Source organism: Paenibacillus sp. FSL M8-0334 (assembly GCF_038000405.1).
Taxonomy (GTDB): domain Bacteria; phylum Bacillota; class Bacilli; order Paenibacillales; family Paenibacillaceae; genus Paenibacillus_AQ; species Paenibacillus_AQ campinasensis.
The window spans coordinates 1,908,729-1,928,028 of the sequence record NZ_JBBOCH010000001.1 but is presented as its reverse complement, the minus strand read 5'-3'; the positions used below and the strand labels follow the sequence as shown (position 1 = coordinate 1,928,028).

The window sequence follows — 19,300 nt, the reverse complement described above, 5'->3', positions numbered from 1 at the left end:
CAGCATCTCCTTTTAAGCTCAAGGCTGATGATCTGTTTTGATGATCCCAGCGTACCAGACGATGATGCGGCTGCATGTGAGAAATATCATTTCTGGCGCATCTTTGGCGGTTGATAATGAACATATAAAGAGAAAGTGGTGAGGACCGATGAAACGTGGCGATGTATGGATTGGCGTTGTGCTGTTGGCTGCGGTTGCCCTGTTCGCAGTTCCACGGCTGCTTGGGGGCACCCAGACGGCTGAAGCGGCGGTAGCCCGCATTCAGGTCAACGGGGAGCTGTATCGGACCGTTCAATTGACAGAAGAGGTGCAGGAGATCGAGATTCGTACGGAGCGGGGCTATAATCGGTTGAAAATATCCGAGGGCGGGATCGAGATAGTCAAGGCGGATTGTCCGGACCAGCTGTGCATCGGCTTTGGCCACGTGCATACGCCGGGCGACACGATCGTATGTCTGCCGAACCATATGTTTATCGAGATTGAGCCTTCGGACGGGCAAGGAGTGGATGTCGATGGCACAGCTTCATGATCCGCAAGGGCTGCGCAGGCTGACGATCATCGCCATCTGCGCTTCGCTTTCCGTCGTTCTAGGGGTGCTTGAAGCGCTCATTCCTTTTGCTGTTACGATTCCGGGAGCGAAGCTCGGTCTGGGCAATATTATGGTACTGACCTGTCTGGTCACGCTGGGCGGAAGGGATGCGCTGTGGCTTGTTTTGCTGAAAACACTGCTGACCGCCTTCATCCTTGGCACCTTCTCGACCTTTATGTTCAGTCTGCTCGGCTCTCTGTGCAGCCTCCTGTTGATGTTTGCGATGCTGCGCCTGGGAAGGAGCAGCTTCAGCCTGATTGGGGTGAGCGTAGCCGGAGGGGTCGCGCATAACGCAGGTCAGCTGCTGGCCGCCGCCATGGTGCTGGGGACGACGAAAATCTTTTACTATTTTCCGGTTCTGGTGTTGACCGGCTTGATCACCGGGATCTTTGTCGGCATGGCGGCGCGGCATCTCATCAGCTCGCTCGCGCGGATCGATCACGGAGGCGTTTTTCAGACGGAAAGTTGAAGCGAAGGAGGAGCTGTCATGGTCAGGGAGCTGAAGGCAGGCGCAGATTCATGTAATGCATCAAGAGTGGCTGTCAGGATGGAGCATGTGGAGTGCCGGCGCGGCGAAGAACGGGTGCTGTCTGATCTGTCGCTTACGATACCGGAAGGGCAATGGGTGTGTATCGCTGGCCGGAACGGATCGGGGAAATCGACGCTTGTCCGGCTCATGAACGGCCTGCTCCCGCATAGCGAGGGGCGGATTGTGATCGACGGCCTGAAGCTGACGCCCCATACCTGCCCGGAGATTCGCAGACGGGTTGGTATGGTGTTCGCGAATCCCGATGATCAGTTCGTCGGGTTAACGGTGGAGGACGATATTGCTTTTGGCCTGGAGAATTTGTGTCTGCGGCGGGAGGAAATGCAGGAGCGGATTGAGCGTTATGCGGAGCGCCTTGGGATCAAGCACTTGCTGCGCAGGCATCCGGCCACCCTGTCAGGCGGGCAGAAGCAGCGAGCGGCACTGGCCGCCGTGCTTGCGATGGAGCCTCGAATTGTCATTGTGGACGAGGGCACTTCCATGCTCGATGAGCGGTCGAAGCAGGAATTGCTCGGAATTATGCAGGAGATGAGAGCATCCGGCGCCTATACGCTGATCTCCGTTACCCATGACGTGGAGGAGATGGCGCAGGCAGACCGCATGCTGGTGATTCATGACGGTGGGATTGTTGCTGACGGAAGCCCTCGCGATTTGCTAGGGCAGGATGAACTGCTGCAAATGTGCAGGCTGAAGCCGCCTTATCCGCTTCTTCTGAGCCGGGAACTGAGGCAAAGGGGCATTGAGATCGGTGACTGCTTGTCGGAAAGCGAGGTGGCAGAGGCGTTATGGGCATATCATTTGAACGGGTATCGTATCGCTACCGGGACCGGGGGATGACACCCGTCATCGGCCTGGACGAACTGGATGTTGTGTTGAAGGCAGGGGGCATGACAGCGGTGCTCGGCGCTCCAGGCTCCGGAAAGTCTACCCTTCTTCAGCATATGAACGGATTGATTCGGCCTGATAAGGGACGGATTCAAATTATGGATTACGTGATCGAGGCCGCGGGAAGCGGCGAGCGCCCGGGAAGGCGGAAATGGAGATGGGGACGAAGCGGGGCTGGCGGCAGAAAGAAAGAGCAAGAGCAAGGACTGCTGCAAGGACAGCCGTATGGACAGGAGAGATCCAAGAAGAGCGAGCGGGATGTGAAGCACGACAATCACCATAATATTCAGAAGCTTCGGCAGCGTGTAGGGCTCGTCTTCCAATACCCCGAGCAGCAGCTGTTTGAGGAGACGGTGGAGAGGGAGCTGATGTTCGCTCCGCTCAATTTCGGGATGTCGGAGGCGGAAGCGAGGGAAGCTGCCCTGCAGGCAGCAGCCTCTGTCGGTCTGGATGAGAAGCTGCTGACATGCAGCCCGTTCCGTCTAAGCTCCGGACAGATGCGCAAAGTTGCGCTGGCTGCTGTCCTGGCGGCAGATCCCGATGTGATTGCTCTAGATGAGCCGACGGCATCGCTCGATCCGGTGAGCCGTCAGGAGCTGATGGAGCTGCTGCGGAGCCTGTGCACGGAGCAGGGCAAGACGGTTCTGATCGTCACGCACCGGCTGGAAGAAGCGGCTGCTTATGCAGACGAGTTTGTCGTGTTGAAGGATGGGGGCGTGATCTTCCAGGGCGATGTCCGGCAGCTTCTGGATTCCCCGGATACGCTTGAAGCTGGAGGGATCGTGCCGCCACGGGCAAAACGTACGGCGGATGTCATAGCAGCGACATTCGGTGCTTCCGGGATGCAGATCCATGCTGGACAAAGACAGCCCGCAGCGGCATACCCGTCGGAAATCGGGCTGGACGCCTCGGACATGGCGGATTGGTGTGTGAAGCTGCTGGAGCAGCGCGGCGTGACCACGTAATTGCTCGGACAGATTGGAGAAAGGGGAGAACAGACATGCAGCAGCGCATGATTTTCGGAAGATATATCGAGGGCAATTCTTGGGTGCACCGTCTTGACCCCCGGGCGAAGACCGTGGCTATGCTGCTGTTCATGACCGCGGTGTTTATGGTGAATAACTACGCAGGGGTGCTGGCGCTGCTGCTGTTTACTCTGGCGGTCATGAAGGGATCGGGAATACCGCTCCGATACTTCATCAGGGCGGTGAAGCCGCTGATGTTTCTGCTGGTGTTTATCTTTCTATTCCATCTGTTCTACGGGGCTGGGGGGACTCAGCTGCTGGATGTGGGGGCATTCAAGCTGTATGCCGGCGGACTGGAGAAAGGCGTCGTGTCCGCTTCGCGCATGCTGCTGTTCGTGATGTTCGCTGCACTGCTGACGTTCACCACGGTGCCGGACCGGCTGGCGGAAGGGCTGGGCTTCCTGCTGCGTCCGCTGAAGGCGATCCGGGTGCCGACAGATCGGCTGGTGCTGATGCTGTCGATCTCACTGCGCTTTATCCCAACGATATTTGAGGAAGCGGAGCGGCTGTGGAAGTCCCAGGTGTCCCGGGGACTGAGCTTCCAGGGGAGGCCGTTATCGGAGAAGGCCCGGCTGGCAATTGCCCTGCTTGTGCCCGTGACCGCGGGGGCCTTCCGGCGCGCCCTTGGGCTAGCCGATTCGATGGAAGCGAGAGGATACCGCCTGGGGGCGGAGCGTACGCTGCTGCGGGCCTTGTCCTGGAGCCGGACCGACACCTTGTTCCTCGGCTCCTTCCTGCTTCCGATCGCGGCGCTGGGTCTGCTCTAGCTGGCAGCGCCGGGAGTTCTTCAAGCGGTTGTGGATGCCTGCCGCGTGGCTTAGCTTTATTCTCAAGGGAGACTGTCTTATACTAAGGACAACGATGATGGTGAGGAATTGGCCCTTGTGAGGTGAGCAGATTGCGCTATGCGTTTCTTTTCTTGTGTGGCTTCATTCTTATGTCAGGCTGTACTGTTGTAGAGGAGAACACTGAGCCGGAGAGTACCGAGGATAAGGTGATTCAGGTTGCAGCACATCAGCAAATCCAGGTGCTGCCGTTTCAGGATGGGGCGGGCAGTGCCACACTTGTATTTGATGCCGGTATGGCGGATATTATCGTAACCGCCGACGGGCTTAATCCTGATGAGCGATATACGATTGCCGTCGAGGGAGCAGTTGTGTTCGGCCCCGAGGAGAACGTGCAGGTCAGGGTAGGCGCGATCGAGGACGAAACGCTTTTTGTGCCTAATGCGGAAGGCGAGCTGTATGTGTCCATGGCTAACCCGACCCGGGTCTTGCTCCAGCGGTCGGATATGAGCGTTGTGATCGCCACGGAGCAAGGGCAAGAGGTAATGGTGACTGATCGCTTTCAAGTGAATAAGAGGGAAGAATAACGTACAATGAACGTGATATAAAGAGTGGCTGTCTCCAAAGGGGATTAAAGAACGTAATCCCTGCTTTGGACATTGAAAAACGGTCGGTCAGGAGTCTATTCCTGACCGACCGTTTTCAAATTTTTTGACTCAATGTCGCTCGCTTGAGCAGATTGTGGGCAAGCGAAAGCCACCCTACCTCCGTGCTCACTTGCGGCAAGCCTCGAAGCAGGAATCGCCGGAATCCACGGTTGTTTTTCATTTGTCCGAACACACTCTCAACCTCAATCATGGGACGGATGGGTAACTCTCGTCCTTCCTCGCTCCGAAGCTTCTTTCTTGCTTCTGCCTTGTAGCGAAGAAAGGCCATGCTCACCTCGATCTCTCGGTTCCTGTTCGCTTTTACTGCATCTTTCTCTGAATGGACAGCCTTCACAGTCAGCACTCCGATAATGGCGTGCCTGCAGCTCATATCTGCTTTGGTTCTTTTTCTTTCGCACTCGCAGGAAGTGGAGCGCACAGCCATTCGGACACAACCAAGTAGACTATTGCCGGTAAGTCCAGTTGTCGATCTTGCTGATGACTTGGCTTCCACTTTTTCGAATTTTCTTTGTGAAAGGTGTTGTATTTGACAAGCGCCTTGCAATCTTCCTGCTCTAAGCGCGCGTAATTTTCTTCGCTGTCGTAACCAGCGTCTGCAATGATGGTCTTTGGCAACTTACACAGCATTTCTTTACTTTCTCTAGATGGGGAATGAGGCAGCGCGTGTCCGTCGGCCGTTGGTGCAAGGAGTAGCCGACGATAAATTGGTTTTCCGTACCGATTTGAACGTTGTATCCTGGCTTAAGTTGGCCGTTTCGCATATGGTCTTCTTTCATCCGCATAGCGGTTGGCATACGCCTCGATCTTGGTACCGTCGACGAAGTAAGGCTCTAGCTTAACGAAGCCCTCTTCCACAAGCAGTTCTAACACAGCCGTGAAAACTCTTTCGAGAACGTCTTTCATCCGCTCTGAGTGGAATCGGTTTATGGTGCGGAAGTTCGGGCGCTGCCGGGCGGCAAGCCAGATGAATTGGATGTTCTCCCGTACAGCCTCCGCAATTTGACAGGATGAATAGATCCGTTGGCTGTAGGCGTAAATGATGATCTTCGTCATGAGTTTGGGTGGAAGCTAGGGCGGCCGCCTCCGGAGTAAGCGGCCTCGAAGATCTTGCCGTCGATTCGGTTAACAGCATCGTTGATGATGCGAACAACGTGATTTTGTGGAATGTCTTCCTCCCCAGCAGCATGGCAGGGTCATATGATGCCTTGCTCAACCGAGTTTAGCCGTTTGAACCGCATGTTGCCTGTGATCTGTGATGGCCATGGACACAGCTGGCAGTTCCGCCAGCAGTTCCTGGGCCGGTGATCAGATCACAGTGTAGTTCCGACTTTAACCGAGTGGAGTTGGTGTGTTGGTTGGCACTGCCCCTTTGTAGGTGTCTTCAATGGCACGCCGAATGTCCGGCAAGCTGTTGCCCTGATCTCTGGCGTCCAGATACTGATGCGTTATGTCCAAGCAGACCTGGCAAAATTCTGCATGAAGCGTTGGCGTAAGTCTTCCATCATCGCTCCGGCTGAAATAGCAGTCTCTGTTGCTGTGATGTCCTGCGTCTCCGCAGCCGCAATAGCAGGGCAGGAACTCGAGATCGTGGCTGTGCAGAACAGCAGCGTTGTACAATTCCGTACGCGTCATCCGTTCCAATACATCCGATGAGGCAGCAACGAACTCGTTGCGCTCGCCGATCAGGGAGGTCAGCTCGCGGCTGGCGATGAGATCGCTTCGGTAGCTATTGGTGACGATCCGAACGCCATCAACGTCCTCGAAATGATGCAGCGTCAGCGCAATGGCCTGTTCTGCCCGTGTGCCCTCATCCGATCCGGCAAAAGCATTGAACTCTTCGGATAGCTCCACAATCGTCTCGGAGCCATCGCTTCGAATTTCGACAAAGGACACCTGCTCGGGGATAGCGCTGTGCAGGCTGGCAGGGAGCTTGTCGGATAATTCCGCGAGCATGCGCAGTGCGCTGACCTTTGGATACCGAACATTGGTTTTGCTATGGAAATACTGGGTTACCGGTGTAAACGCATGGGTCTCCGAGTCCAGTGCATACAAGGTCAGCTGAACAGGCGCTTGTGGAGCAGCTGCATCGCCTTCTCCTGTTGAGACGCTGCCGCTGGATGGGTGTCCGGCCTGTGCCTCCTGGCTTCCCCCTGCGGAGCGGATCTCCTCCAGTTTGCTGGCCACGTCTTCGGGTGTGAATTTTTTATTGATTCTCCCCAGTTCACGATCGTCCCCCGTTAGAAAAATCAGGCTCGGATGCTCGGTAACGCCATAGCGATTCACCGCTTCTGTGTCATCAATAATACTGAAATATTCGTAACGGTAGTCCGGATACTCCCCCTCAATTTGCTTCATCACTACCAGCGCATCGGTACAGCTTCCGCAGCCCTTCAGTGAGAATAGAGCCAGCGTCTCGACATTCCCGGAAGCATCGCCCTCGTTCGAGGACGAGAGCTGAGAGGAGCGGACAGCCCAGATGGAAGCACCAACAATCAGAAGGATCAGGATTGCAGCAGCTGTAATCCATAGCGGCTTCCGCGGTGCACGCATGTTCATATCATCAGCCTCCTAATCGGACGAACAGGGATGCGTTCAAGGTGAACGATCCCTGTTGTAGAATGATGTTAAGATTCAGATGTGTGGTTGTATCCTTGTTATTGAAGAAAGTATTCCGCCAATATCCTCAAATCGCCCTGTGCCGGATGCCCCTGCAGCTGGTCCATAATGCGGCATGCCTGCTCACCGTACTGACGGGCCAAGGCCCGGCATTTCGGGATGGCAGGACTGCCTGCGATACGCGACACGACTTCGCCGAACACATCGGAAGAAGCATGTGCATCGAGCTGGCGAATTGACGGGGCGAGGGAAGGATCCTCCAATGCGAAGATGACCGGCAGCGTCACATTGCCGCTCCGCAGGTCGGCTCCCGCTGGCTTGCCAATGGTTTCACGAGTGTGTGTGAAATCAAGCAGATCATCCTGGATCTGGAACGCCATGCCGAGCGATTCGCCAAAGTCGAAGAGCAGCTGAGCGGTATCCGGATCGGCTTGAGCAGCATCGGCACCAGCCTTCAGGCAGTGGGCCATGAACAAAGCGGTTTTGAAGCGTGTCTTGCTCAGGTACTGCTCCAGTGTCATATCGTAATTAAAGCGGTTATGCAGTTGATCGTATTCTCCCATGCACAGCTCGGTGACCATGGCAGCCAGCTCGGCAAGGCGATAAGCATCCTCCTCGCGAAGCTCCGGAAGCGGAGCCTCCGCGGGCTGCGTGTGCTCCGGCTTGCCGGCGGCCCATTCCATTGCTCTGGCGATCATGTAGTTGCCGACATGCACGGCGGTTCGGATATCCGTTGCGGCATGAAGCGTTGGTTCACCGCGGCGCATGTCCGACTGATCGATGATGTCATCGTGAACGAGAGAAGCCATATGGAGATACTCCAGCATGACGGCTGTGCGCAGGACCAGGGAGTCGTTCATTTCCTTGCCATAACGGCTCCCGACTATGACCATAAGAGGTCGCAATCTTTTTCCTCCGGCGTCGATCAGCTTCAGAACGCTGTCCCGGACAACTGAAGGGCGGGGAAGATCACTGTCGGTTTCTACGACAGAACGCAGCACTCGATTGATAGCCGCCAGGTCTGTGCCCAGCTTGTCGTGAAGGTTCATATGGCTTCGCTCCTTATGCGCTCCTTTTCAGGTAAGCGTCGATTTCATGCTCCAGCTCTCGGAACAGCCTATCGGGTGATGGATCCTTTAACAGTGCGAGCTGCACCCGCTTATGGAAGGGGAGGAGCCTGGACAGCAGCTTCCACTCCTTGCGCTTAACCGCAAGCCGATAGAGAAGACCTGTCAGATAATCCCCGTCCAGAATGCTTCGGGTCAGATTGGAATTGTCCTGGACCGCGAGCTTCTTGTGTCTCGTAATAGCCGCATGAATAAGCATGCAGCAGGCGAGCACGGTCATTTTCCGGGAGTAGGCCAGCTCATAAGCATTCAGCAGATTGGCAATGTCTTGCACCGGAGCGCCGTCCATGTCGGTCAGCTCAATTTCGGTTCCGGCATCAATATGCTGTTGGAGCATGGCGATTGTATCCTGCAGCAGGTTCATATCCATCTTGGTTTCCCCCTTCCTGATGAAACGGATGCACAGCGCATTAATCGGTGTACAAGTACCAGCGTTTGACCCACGGAATGCGTCTCCACAGCTTCTTCAGGCGCGGATAAACGTAGTAGTCAAGGCCGAAGGTGCTTCCGGAGCCGCCGATGAGCGCGACGCCGCCAGCGAGATACCACAGCATTTCGTTAGGTGCCATGCCGGACACCCATACCATGACGCCCATGGCCACACTGGCTATGGCGGCTGGCGCCGTGAACAGTCCGACGATCAGCAGTACGCCGACGACCAGTTCGGCGAGCACCATGGAGGTCTGGAACACATAGGCAAGGGACGTGTAGCCGCCGTCGCCTGTATAGAACATCAAATCCATGGACCAGTCAACAATCGATTTCAGAAAATCAGGGACCGGCAGCGCGGTTACAGCGTCCTGGGTGTAGGAGGAAGCGGCTGTGACAGCGTCGCCTCCGGCAGCCGAAGCTGCGCTGACTCCATCCATGGACTTGGCGGGAATAAGGAAAATATGGCCGGGGTCCTTCATGATTTTATGAATTTTGTCCCAGCCCTGCGCGAACCACATCCACCCTGCAAAAATGCGGAGCGGAACGAGCCAGAAATTTGGCGATCGCTTGGCGAAATGGCCGCCCAGGAAGCTGCGATTGTTCTTGACGTGGAAAAACTCGTGCAGCAGATAGTGATATACCTTGTTGAATCCGCATACCTGGAACAGGTACACCATATTGATCAGATGCTTGACCGCCATGGCGGGGAACCCGCTTAGCCGCATCATTTTGCCGGGCAGACCGACATTGGCAACCCCGTAACGGCTGCCGATACAGACCATCGTGCCGTGGAACGTCGGTTTGTAAGATTTTTGCGGTTTGTTGAGCAGTTCGGCCGTAATATTGTAGGCGATGACGGGTGCTGCAAGCTCCGCATTCTCGACCATCTGAGGAACCGGTGCAGCTGCCCCTTCCGGAATGTAGAAGATGTTGTCCCCTACCACATATACGTTGGGATGCGCCGGGATTTGCAGCTTGTCATTGGTCAAAATCCGTTTTCTGCCCTTCTGCTCCACGTCCATGCTGCCTACGACGTCCGAGCCTTCAACACCTGCCGTCCAGATCACTGTGCGCGAGCGGATATCGCTGTCGCCAACGGTTACGCCATCCGGCTTCACTTCCGTGATCCGGGAGCCGGTGATGATGTTGACATTCATCTTGCGCAGCCGTTTCTCAGCCTTGCGGATGAGCGGCTCTGGCAGAATCGGCAATATTTTGTCCACCATGTCGGCCACGTGCAGTTTGACTTCGTCCGGCTCAATGTGGAATTCCCGGCACAGCTCCTCTGTGAACTCGGCAAGCTCACCAATCATTTCCACGCCGGTGAAGCCTCCGCCCACGACAACAAAGGTAAGCATTTCCCGACGGACCTGCTCATTGCGCTCGAGCGCGGCCTGACGGAACATGTTCAGAACATGCTCTTTCAGCCGGACGGCGTCATCATAGGACCAGAGGGTGAAGGCATACTGATCCGCGCCCGGTATTCCGAAGAAGGTCGGCTTGCTGCCTGTGCCGATGACGAGATAGTCATAGTTATAATTGCGTTTGTCCCCTACAAGCGTCTGGCTTTCAAAGTCGATGCTGCCGATCTCGTCCAGCACCACATCCACATTGCGGAAGCCGGCGAATATTTTTTTCAAGTCGACCTTGATCGAGTCTTCCTCGACCCGGTTGGCCGCCACCTCATGCAGCTCGGTCAGCAGGGTGTGGTAGGGACGGCGATCAATCAGCGTGATCCGTATATCCTTTTGTTTGCGCAGCTGTTTAGCCAGCTTCTTGGCCGTGAGCACGCCGCCGTATCCGCCGCCCAGCACGATGATCTGTTTCATGCGAATCTCCCCTCAAGGATGATATAGTCCTGTTTCGTTATTTGGCTCCTTCAAGCGCTTTGGCTGCCAGTTCCACGAATCCGTCAACATGGATGGATACGCCGGAGATGGCGTCGGTTTTGCCGTCTTCCTCGTTGTACACGATCGCCTGTGGATCTTGTTTCTCAATGAGGTACTGTTCGGCTTGATACGCCTGTTCATGCCATTCAGCCTGGGCGCCTGCCGCTTTCATGCCATACTCGCCGTCTTTCGAACGGGTCACCTTGTCAGTGCCGCCGTCCTTATGGAGGCCATTCCAGCTCACTGCGGTAATTTTGCCGTTGATGACGGTCACGGTGACGGTTTCCTTCCAGCCGGATTTAGCGTCGAAATCGTCGGCCTCGGCATAGTAAGTGCCGTCTTTGTATGGACCAGCTTCCACAGGCCCTGCGGCAAGCGCCTTATCAACAAGCTCGGTGAAGCCGTCGATGTGGATCGATACGCCGGATACGGCATCGGTACGTCCCTCATCGTTCAGTACCAGGCTGTTCACGGACTGATTAGCTACGAGGTATTCCTCCATCTTGATGGCTTGCTCGTGCCATTCAGCTTGTGCGCCGGATTTCTCCTTCATGCCGTAGATGCCTTTTTCGGAGGAGGTCTTTTTGTCCAATCCGCCGTCTTTGTGCAGGCCGTTCCAGTTGGCGCTCACAATGTTGCCGCCTTCCACTTTCAGAGCAACGATCTCTTTCCAGCCGGACTTCTCATCGAACTCCCCTTCAGCATAGTAAAGTCCATCCTGAAGGCTGCCGGTACTGTCGCTCGGTGCTGGATCATCGCTTGCCGGCTCCTGGTTGGTGTCATTTGCCGCCGGGTTCTCTGCAGCGGTGTCCGGGGCCGTCGGCTCCTCGCTGCTTCCGCCGCCGCAGCCTGCGAGGATCGCAAGCATGAACAGCACGGAAAGGGTTAGAGATAATGTTTTTTTCATTTCTGTGTTACCTCCTAAGTGACATTTGTCCAGTTATTGTGAATAAGTTCACAAAACAATGATTCTGACCTCATTTTATGACGAAAATAAGGGAATATCCGTGAAAAAAATCACATCTAGCTAAATGATTCCTCGGATTTCCTCCAGCGACTGAATGCCTTCCTCGTTCATCAGGTCGATTAACTGTTCGGCCAAGGTATCGCCGGCCCGTAAATTCATCATATTGTAAGTTCCGATCTGCACGGCCGTTGCCCCGGCCATTACGAATTCCACAATATCGGATGCGCTGCTGATGCCGCCGACTCCAACCACGGGAATCGATACGGCCCGCGCCACCTGATGGACCATACGCAGCGCGATCGGTTTGATCGCTGGCCCTGATAACCCGGCGTACGCCCGGTCGAATACGCTGCGCCGCTGGCGAATATCGATCGCCATCGCCTGGATCGTATTGATCAGGGAGACGCCGTCCGCGCCTTCGTATTCGCACATGCGGGCCATCTCTGTTAAATCCCGCGCGCCCGGCGCCAGCTTGATGATCAAGGGGAGGGAGGTCGCTTGCCTTACTTCCTTCACAAGCTTGCGCGCTTGCTCTGTGTCGAGGCCAAAGGCCAGGCCGCCCTCCTTGACGTTCGGGCATGAAATGTTCAACTCAAGCATATCTACTGCTTTCTGGCCGGAAGCTTGCAGCCACTGGCAGTAGTCGTCCAGAAGCCGGGCCCCTTCGACATATTCCGGGATAGAGCTGCCCCCCAGGTTTACGATAACGGCAGTGCCGTAAGTGGTCATCTCGGGCAATTCCCGCTCTAGAAAAGCGCGAATGCCCGGGTTCTCCAGCCCGATGCTGTTCATAATGCCGGATGGCGTCTCGTACAGGCGGGTGCCGCTGTTCCCGGTGCGGGGACGGACGGTCAATCCTTTCGAGACGATGGCGCCCAGTTTACGAAGCGGATACAGGTCGGCATAGGGTCTGCCAAATCCGAACGTGCCTGACGCGGCCCAGATCGGGTTGGCGAAGCGGACTCCGGCCAGCTCACAGGCTAAGGAGATCAATCCAATTCACCTCCTTTGCGGGAAATGCCGGCCCGTCGGTACACACCTTGCGCACCGTGCCGTTTATGGTCACCGCGCAGCTGTTACAGGCGCCGATGCCGCAGCCCATGCGCTTCTCCACCGAAACGTATAGCTTGGCTGAGCTGCCTTCGGTTTTGTAGGCAAGCGCCTCCATCATGGGCACCGGGCCGCAGGCAAGGATCGTATCATAGCAGGCGGGGTCGATATGATCTGCGATCATCCCGCCGCTGACGACGGTGACATTCGAGTGAATGTCCTGGAAGCGGGATACGCCGAAGGGCGCGTCCTTGAAGCCGAGAAAAACCTGTGCCTCCGGCAGCTGCCTGGCAGCCAGCAGCATGGGGGCGGTGCCCATTCCCCCGCCTACGATTGCCGTCCGGCCTTCAGGCTCCGGGAAGCCCCGGCCCATTGGCCCTTCAAGCTGCAGCGAATCGCCGGGCTGAAGCTTCGCCAGCAGATGCGTACCGATCCCCCCAGCCCGGTACAGAAAGGATATCGACTCCGGGCTGATGTCGTGCACGCTGATAGGACGCGATAGCACGGGATAGCTATCCCAGCAGCGAAGCATATAGAATTGCCCCATTCGGGCGCGGTAGGTTCCTTCGACGGTTAGCAGATAAATGCCGGGGGCCAGGGGCATGTTGCTTAGTACTTTTGCCACAGGCGGTCCTCCTTTCAATAAGGCAGTTCGTGGTTGTCGTTCGCGGTTCTTTGATACCGTATCATAGGCGATTGTTTCGACCTGTGAACTTTCTCATATTTAACGGGAGAGGTAGAAAGTAAAGCAGAGGAGGGGCAGATCGAGGGTAGATGACCCAAGAATGCCTCAGGGGATGTATCGCTTATGAGTGTGTTCGGAATAAGGTGGTTGGGTGCTTGTGATGGTATATATTGGTGTATCCTATACATAGATTTCCGATGTATAGGATTACGAGGTATTGGAGTGAAGATGGGATGTCAATCAACAAGGAACTGTTAAAGGGGAGTACGGTCATCCTTCTGTTGAAAGTGCTCAGCAAGAAGGAGATGTACGGATACGAGCTAATCAGGGAAATCGAGCTAAGCTCGGACGGTGTGTTCCTAATGAAGGAAGGGACGTTATATCCGATCTTACATACACTTGAGGCGGAAGAGATGCTGGAATCGTACTGGCGTCAGCATGACGGCCGGAAGCGGAAATACTATCGCATTACGGATCGGGGAAGAAGCATGCTTGAGGAGAAGACCAAGGAGTGGGTTCGTTTTCGAACGGCCGTCGATTCCGTTATTGGGGAAGGGAGCTAGCGGAAAGATGAGACGTAGAATCGAAGATTATGCGGTCGTCCGAGGCTTTCTGGAGCGGGTGTGCAGACAGGTGGGAGCTAACTCCATGCATGACGACATCCGGGAAGAACTGCTTGGGCATATTGAAGAGCGTGCAGAGGCGCTGATTTCGGCGGGGAGTACAGAAGAAGAGGCAATCGGGGAAGCTGTAAGGCAGATGGGGGAACCGGAGGGAATTGGCCGTCATTTTCATGCGGCTCACAGGCCGGTGACAGACTGGAAACTGATCATTCTGGTTATGCTGTTTGCGCTGCTGGGAGTATTTGCGAGTATCAACGCAAGTTACAGTGAGCATATGTACAGCGGAATATACGCATATAAGGCTGTATACCTTGGGCTAGGCTTTATGGTCTTTGTTATGCTCTGTTTTGCAGACTACCAGCGGCTGAGAAAATACTCCAGCACGCTGTTTCTAGTGACGTTAAGTATAATGGCATGGATTGGAATCACCGGAGGGACTACAGTGAACGGTAGCGGTTTGTACGTGAACTTTGGACCGGTTTCTATAAATTATCATATGGTAGCTCTTCCAGTGCTGTTGATTGCGCTAGCCGGGCTGTCCCTTGAACATAAGCAAGGAATCATTAAGAGTGTACTGCACGGTATGTATCGAGGGGCTCTGCCAGTTGTACTTTTTTGCCTTGGGGGCTCCTATGCATTTGCGGTCTTGTATGTGCTTGGTTTTCTTCTCTTAACCTGGATAATGACAAGATCTGGGCGCATATTGGCGATTGCGTCCATGCCAGTTGTCGCTGCTTGCGCTATAGCATTCTGGATCAACGGAGATTATATCTTGAAAAGGCTGAGCGGATTCCTGTATCCGGACAGCTTGGACGGGTATTTCACGAAAGTGTCGGCTGAAGCTGTTCGAACGGCCGGGTGGTTCGGGCATGGTTTTGCTGAGCCTAATGCGGCTCTTCCGAATATTCTTAATGATTCCGCGTTCGTGTACCTCATTTACTGCTTCGGGTGGAGCTTCGGAATGATGCTTATGATGCTGGTCGGATTGTTTCTTGCAAGGATGTGGAGGATCGCGGTGTCGCTGAAGGAATCGTATGCTCATCATCTTGCTGCCGTCGTAATCTATGTGCTGGGCATTCGTCTGATCTGGCCGATCCTGATGGGGCTGGGGCTCGTTCCCGCTCTTGGACTGGACCTGCCATTCCTGTCTTTCAGCGGTGCGAATCAGGTACTGGATTTAGCGCTGCTAGGGCTGCTTGTATCGATGTATCGACGTAAAAATATGCTTCCCGCCAGGGTCGTTTAATCATAGCATGGCACACCGCCTCTGCCGGTACCATAGATCCGTACCGATCAGAGGCGCCCGCAGAATCGTAGAATCAAATTCACAAGGAGCGATTCATCTGTCTTACTATGCACGCTAGCGGCAGATTCAGAGCCTATGAGCTTTTCCGTCTAGCAATCCATCTGCTTATCGTAAGGATTATACATATCACGAGGAAGAGCAACACAAACGAGGTGAAAAAAACACCTAGTCCCATTCCAACTCCCCGATCGAATGTTCTCACGATACGATCGGGGTTAATAACCAGTTTAATGATCAAATTAAACATAAAGATTACACCCGCCATAATCGCGGATTCTTTTAATATCCTTGCCATTCGTATCTCATCCTTCTTGTTCGTTTCCTTAATTATAATACTCCATTCACAACGTAGCGGTTTCACTGCAGGGGAATTATGACAACCTACCGCAACTTTTCAGCGTACATTCACGTATGTAACATTAAAATTAGGCGCGGTAACAGTTCCAAGAAATCTGTGTAGAATGGAGGCGAACGCATGGTGAAGTTCAATAAGAGCTGGTTCATTGTCGGTATAGCTGCACTATGTTTAACCCTATTGGGAAGCGTGCAAGCCAAGCGAGAAGAACAGCCGCCAGGAACAGAGAAGGCGTCCAGCAATAGCAATGGACTCCGTGCTTCGGACATTCGATACTATGAAACGCCATCCGGAAGTCCTGAAGAAGCTAGGACAAGGGGGTTCATAGAACACCAGGAAGCGATTGAGCTTGTTGCTCGGCAGTATTTGCTTGATACGGGAGAAAAGCTTGCCACCGATTTTGACAATGCCGATTATCAACGATATGTCATGTCGCTGGGAACAGCCTTCGACCTATTCCTTGAGGAGGATATGGATAAAATCGTAGCATTCGTGAAGTTCATGGATCTGTATGAGAATTATGCTAAGAACGATGAACTTGCCAAGTACGAAAGCAAGCTTCTAGAGGGGGCTCGGCTTTCCCCTAAAGAAACAGAGGCCGTTCATAGCCTAATGCCAATCGATGGAAACGCACCTTCTACAGCTGATCATTCGAAGCGGTAGCGTGGTGCCAGCCCGAACTATGCCAATGAATCGCCGAGCAAGGCGACAGGAAATGCGGCTATACAAAGTGAGGATGAATCTCTTGCTGGATTTTTAGGATGACCTCTTTATAAAATGCGATTTGATGCGGTACGAATTTATCTCTACTCACATGTTCTTTGAAAACAACCCTTTTTCCATCCTTATCTATTTCGAAGCCACTGATTTCAATTTCTTTTTTAGCACCAAACCATAGGTCAGTAAAATCTTTGAATTTTGCCCTAGCGATCCCGGCTACTTCCTCTTCCTGAAGTGTAAAATCATCAAAGGTATTATTGCTCTTATATAGAAATACGTTGGCATATTCATTATCAATAAAGTTGTCCTTCACAACACAATAATGGATAACACCTAATGCTATTAAATCTTCCAAAGCTACATCAATATCCTCCACAGATAGAATGATCCGTGCGTTCGTTCCTTTTTCTCTCACAATCAGATTATCAATGAAGCTGTTGGTTTCACTTAATACCAAGTCGGCTGTATCATCTATTTCAATTCCTCGTTCTTCGAGTGCAGATTTGATTTCATCATAACGCGCATTACTAATGTCAAGTTTGATTTTCAAATTGCAACTTCCTTTCGTTGATTGTGATGCATAGCTATGTTTCAAGTAGTATAACTATCGGATTTTCTTATCTCAATATAAGAGTCACACTTTACAGATATAGCCACATAGATTACACATAATGGTTATATGAACATGAGCATTACAAGATATAAAGACCTGCCCGATATTCAGGCAGGTCTTTGATCTTCATTGGATGCTGGATGTCATGAGGCCCATTGCTATCTGGTTGTTATCTCGTTGTTAGCCCCTTGCTCTCGATTGCGAACGCAATCTCTTCAAGGAGTTCTTCCATGGTCAGTGCCGCCGCGGCCCCGGACATTCGTGATCGACTACGGTCCACTGGGCGGGCGGGTTATCGAGTTATGAACCTTTGGCTCCCGTCATAATATCCTCGGCATAATGGCATGCCGCCTGGTGGCCGCTGCCCGGATCAATTTCGCGGAGCACGGGCACCTCGCTCTGGCAGCGGACGGTGGCATACATGCAGCGCGTGTGGAAACGGCAGCCGGACGGCGGATCAATCGGGGAGGGGACATCCCCCTTCAGGATGATCCGCTCTTTTTTATGTTCAGGGTCCGGTCTCGGAATGGCGGACAGCAGCGCCTGCGTATACGGATGCAGGGGCTGCCGGAACAGGGAGTGCTTATCCGCAATCTCCACGATGGTGCCGAGGTACATGACAACGATGCGATCGGAGATGTGGCGGACAACCCCGAGGTCATGGGAAATGAACAGATACGTCAGCTTGAACTCCTTCTGCAGCGACTTCATCAGGTTCAGCACCTGGGCTTGAATGGATACGTCGAGTGCAGACACGGCCTCATCGCTGATAATCAGCCTCGGATTGACGGACAGGGCGCGGGCGATGCCGATCCGCTGTCGCTGGCCGCCGCTGAATTCATGGGGATAGCGGTCAGCCTGGTACGCGGACAAGCCGACGGTCTCCAGCAGCTCAATCGCTCTGGCCCGCCGCTCCTTCCTCGGCACGATGTTCTGGATTTCCATCGCCTCCTCGAGCGTTTGTGCCGCCGTCTTCCGTGGATTGAGAGAAGCGTAGGGGTCCTGGAAAATCATCTGCAGCTCTTTGCGCCTCCGGTTCATCTGTCCTTTGCTGAGTGACAGCAGATTGACGCCATCGAACAGCACCTCGCCGGAAGTCGGCTCATCCAGGCGCAGAATGGCTCGCCCGGTCGTTGATTTGCCGCAGCCGGATTCCCCGACAATGCTGACCGTCTCACCTTCATATATGGAGAATGTAATATCATCAACCGCCTTCACCACGTTGACCGTTCTTCCAAGGATCCCGCCCTTGATCGGAAAATATTGCTTTAAATGCCTCACGACGAGCAGCTCGTTCTTCATGATTCCCCATGCACCTCCGTCCCGGATTCCCACTGGTCTGTGTACATCCAGCATCGGACCTGCTGCTGCCCTGAATCGAGCATCTTCAGATCCGGCAGCTTCTCGTAGCATTGCTGCGCGGCATGAGGACAGCGGGGGGCGAAGCTGCAGCCTGCCCGCTCCTCAAAAGGGCTGGGCACCGAGCCGGTGATCGGCTCGAGCTCCTCTTGGTCGATGTCATGCCGGGGAAGGGAGTTAAGCAGCCCGATGGTATAGGGATGCTTCGGCTGCCGGAACAGCGTCCGGACATCGGCGTACTCCACGATCTTGCCGCAGTACATGACCGCAACATCATCGCAGGTTTCGGCCACGATCCCCAGGTCATGTGTAATCATGATGATGGACATATGCAGCTTCTGCTGCAGCTCCTTCATCAGCTCCAGAATTTGGGCCTGGATGGTCACATCCAGTGCCGTTGTCGGCTCATCGGCAATCAGCAGATCGGGATTGCAGGCCAGCGCCATGGCAATCATGACCCGCTGCCGCATTCCCCCGGACAGCTGGAACGGGTATTGCCGTGCGCGTTTCTCCGGAGAAGGAATGCCGACAAGCCGCAGCATGTCCACGGTTCTTCGGAGCGCTTCTTTTGAGCCAAGACCCTCGTGAATTCGATAGGCTTCAGCAATCTGCTCCCCAATCGTGAAGACGGGGTTGAGCGACGTCATCGGCTCCTGGAAAATCATTGAGATTTGATTGCCGCGCAAGCCTCGCATATACCGCTCGGGTTTATCCAGCAGGTTCTCGCCATTATAGATAATTTCACCGCCGACAATTTGGCCGGGCTTGAAAATAAGCCGCAAAATCGACAGGGACAGGATGCTCTTGCCCGAGCCCGATTCCCCGACGATGCCGAGCGTCTTGCCTTTGCGAACCTTGAGGCTGACGTCGTCCACAGCTTTCACTTCTCCTTGTTTGGTGAAAAAAGAGGTTTGCAGATTATTAATTTCCAGTACATTGGAGGACTCCTTCATCGTATACCTCGCTCCTTTCATCTGACGGATGGCCTGATTTGGAGTTGCACACGCTGCATCATCCTGCCAATTCGGCAGGTAAAGTTCCGGTTAGCTGACGAGAAAC

19 protein-coding genes and 1 pseudogene are annotated in these 19,300 nt (G+C 54.2%); 9 read left to right on the top strand and 11 right to left on the bottom strand.

Annotated features, from left to right (window positions below; genetic code table 11):
* Positions 1–148: 148 nt before the first annotated feature.
* The 6 genes from MKX64_RS08425 (at position 149) to MKX64_RS08400 (ending at position 4,418) form a co-directional block, all read left to right on the top strand.
* Positions 149–529, top strand: a complete 381-nt coding sequence (locus MKX64_RS08425) for a NusG domain II-containing protein (RefSeq protein WP_341035646.1) — start codon at positions 149–151, stop codon at positions 527–529.
* On the top strand, positions 513–1,058 hold the full coding sequence (locus MKX64_RS08420) for a Gx transporter family protein (RefSeq protein ID WP_425320433.1): 546 nt from the start codon (positions 513–515) through the stop codon (positions 1,056–1,058). The genes MKX64_RS08425 and MKX64_RS08420 overlap by 17 nt, the downstream gene beginning before the upstream one ends.
* A gap of 18 nt (positions 1,059–1,076) precedes the next feature.
* Entirely contained in the window at positions 1,077–1,973 is an 897-nt protein-coding gene (locus MKX64_RS08415) for an ATP-binding cassette domain-containing protein (protein WP_341035645.1), read from the top strand.
* Positions 1,922–2,986, top strand: a complete 1,065-nt coding sequence (locus MKX64_RS08410; RefSeq protein WP_095398273.1) for an ATP-binding cassette domain-containing protein — start codon at positions 1,922–1,924, stop codon at positions 2,984–2,986. Before MKX64_RS08415 ends, MKX64_RS08410 begins: the two co-directional genes overlap by 52 nt.
* A 35-nt stretch (positions 2,987–3,021) precedes the next feature.
* Positions 3,022–3,813, top strand: a complete 792-nt coding sequence (locus tag MKX64_RS08405; RefSeq protein WP_341035644.1) for an energy-coupling factor transporter transmembrane component T family protein — start codon at positions 3,022–3,024, stop codon at positions 3,811–3,813.
* A 170-nt stretch (positions 3,814–3,983) separates the two neighbouring features.
* Entirely contained in the window at positions 3,984–4,418 is a 435-nt protein-coding gene (locus tag MKX64_RS08400; protein WP_341035643.1) for a hypothetical protein, read from the top strand.
* 115 nt (positions 4,419–4,533) lie between these two features.
* Here MKX64_RS08400 and MKX64_RS08395 read toward each other — a convergent pair.
* From MKX64_RS08395 to MKX64_RS08360, 8 genes and pseudogenes are all read right to left on the bottom strand, one after another.
* A pseudogene (locus tag MKX64_RS08395) lies at positions 4,534–5,665 on the bottom strand (transposase).
* Between the two features lie 163 nt (positions 5,666–5,828).
* Positions 5,829–7,055, bottom strand: coding sequence for a PCYCGC motif-containing (lipo)protein (locus MKX64_RS08390; RefSeq protein WP_155617528.1), 1,227 nt, complete (start codon positions 7,053–7,055; stop codon positions 5,829–5,831).
* Positions 7,056–7,153: 98 nt separating this feature from the next.
* Complete coding sequence (locus MKX64_RS08385) at positions 7,154–8,164, bottom strand: polyprenyl synthetase family protein (RefSeq protein ID WP_155617529.1); 1,011 nt, start codon at positions 8,162–8,164, stop codon at positions 7,154–7,156.
* Positions 8,165–8,177: 13 nt separating this feature from the next.
* Complete coding sequence (locus MKX64_RS08380; RefSeq protein WP_155617530.1) at positions 8,178–8,612, bottom strand: hypothetical protein; 435 nt, start codon at positions 8,610–8,612, stop codon at positions 8,178–8,180.
* A 40-nt stretch (positions 8,613–8,652) separates the two neighbouring features.
* Complete coding sequence (locus tag MKX64_RS08375; RefSeq protein WP_095264316.1) at positions 8,653–10,503, bottom strand: FAD-dependent oxidoreductase; 1,851 nt, start codon at positions 10,501–10,503, stop codon at positions 8,653–8,655.
* Between the two features lie 37 nt (positions 10,504–10,540).
* Positions 10,541–11,470 (bottom strand): FMN-binding protein, encoded by a 930-nt coding sequence (locus MKX64_RS08370; protein WP_341035642.1) that lies wholly within the window; start codon positions 11,468–11,470, stop codon positions 10,541–10,543.
* Between the two features lie 120 nt (positions 11,471–11,590).
* The gene (locus MKX64_RS08365) at positions 11,591–12,523 is read right to left on the bottom strand and encodes a dihydroorotate dehydrogenase (protein WP_095264318.1); all 933 of its coding nucleotides are present in this window, start codon (positions 12,521–12,523) and stop codon (positions 11,591–11,593) included.
* A complete protein-coding gene (locus MKX64_RS08360; protein ID WP_095264319.1) occupies positions 12,504–13,205 on the bottom strand; it encodes a dihydroorotate dehydrogenase electron transfer subunit in 702 nt (233 codons plus the stop codon). Before MKX64_RS08360 ends, MKX64_RS08365 begins: the two co-directional genes overlap by 20 nt.
* A 293-nt stretch (positions 13,206–13,498) precedes the next feature.
* On the opposite strand from MKX64_RS08360, the gene MKX64_RS08355 reads away from it, so the two are divergent.
* The 3 genes from MKX64_RS08355 (at position 13,499) to MKX64_RS08345 (ending at position 16,212) form a co-directional block, all read left to right on the top strand.
* Positions 13,499–13,828 carry a PadR family transcriptional regulator gene (locus MKX64_RS08355; protein ID WP_095264320.1) on the top strand — a complete coding sequence of 110 codons (330 nt, stop codon included), beginning with the start codon at positions 13,499–13,501 and terminating at the stop codon, positions 13,826–13,828.
* A gap of 7 nt (positions 13,829–13,835) precedes the next feature.
* On the top strand, positions 13,836–15,134 hold the full coding sequence (locus MKX64_RS08350) for an FtsW/RodA/SpoVE family cell cycle protein (protein WP_155617534.1): 1,299 nt from the start codon (positions 13,836–13,838) through the stop codon (positions 15,132–15,134).
* A 535-nt stretch (positions 15,135–15,669) separates the two neighbouring features.
* Positions 15,670–16,212: a hypothetical protein gene (locus tag MKX64_RS08345; RefSeq protein ID WP_095398262.1), complete on the top strand. Its 543-nt coding sequence runs from the start codon at positions 15,670–15,672 to the stop codon at positions 16,210–16,212.
* 58 nt (positions 16,213–16,270) lie between these two features.
* On the opposite strand, the gene MKX64_RS08340 is transcribed toward MKX64_RS08345, so the two are convergent.
* The 3 genes from MKX64_RS08340 to MKX64_RS08330 all read right to left on the bottom strand — a co-directional run bounded on the left by MKX64_RS08340 (position 16,271) and on the right by MKX64_RS08330 (position 19,194).
* Positions 16,271–16,819 (bottom strand): hypothetical protein, encoded by a 549-nt coding sequence (locus tag MKX64_RS08340; RefSeq protein WP_244908113.1) that lies wholly within the window; start codon positions 16,817–16,819, stop codon positions 16,271–16,273.
* A gap of 363 nt (positions 16,820–17,182) precedes the next feature.
* Positions 17,183–18,184, bottom strand: a complete 1,002-nt coding sequence (locus tag MKX64_RS08335; RefSeq protein ID WP_095398261.1) for an ABC transporter ATP-binding protein — start codon at positions 18,182–18,184, stop codon at positions 17,183–17,185.
* Positions 18,181–19,194 carry an ABC transporter ATP-binding protein gene (locus tag MKX64_RS08330; RefSeq protein WP_095264325.1) on the bottom strand — a complete coding sequence of 338 codons (1,014 nt, stop codon included), beginning with the start codon at positions 19,192–19,194 and terminating at the stop codon, positions 18,181–18,183. Before MKX64_RS08330 ends, MKX64_RS08335 begins: the two co-directional genes overlap by 4 nt.
* Positions 19,195–19,300: the final 106 nt, after the last annotated feature.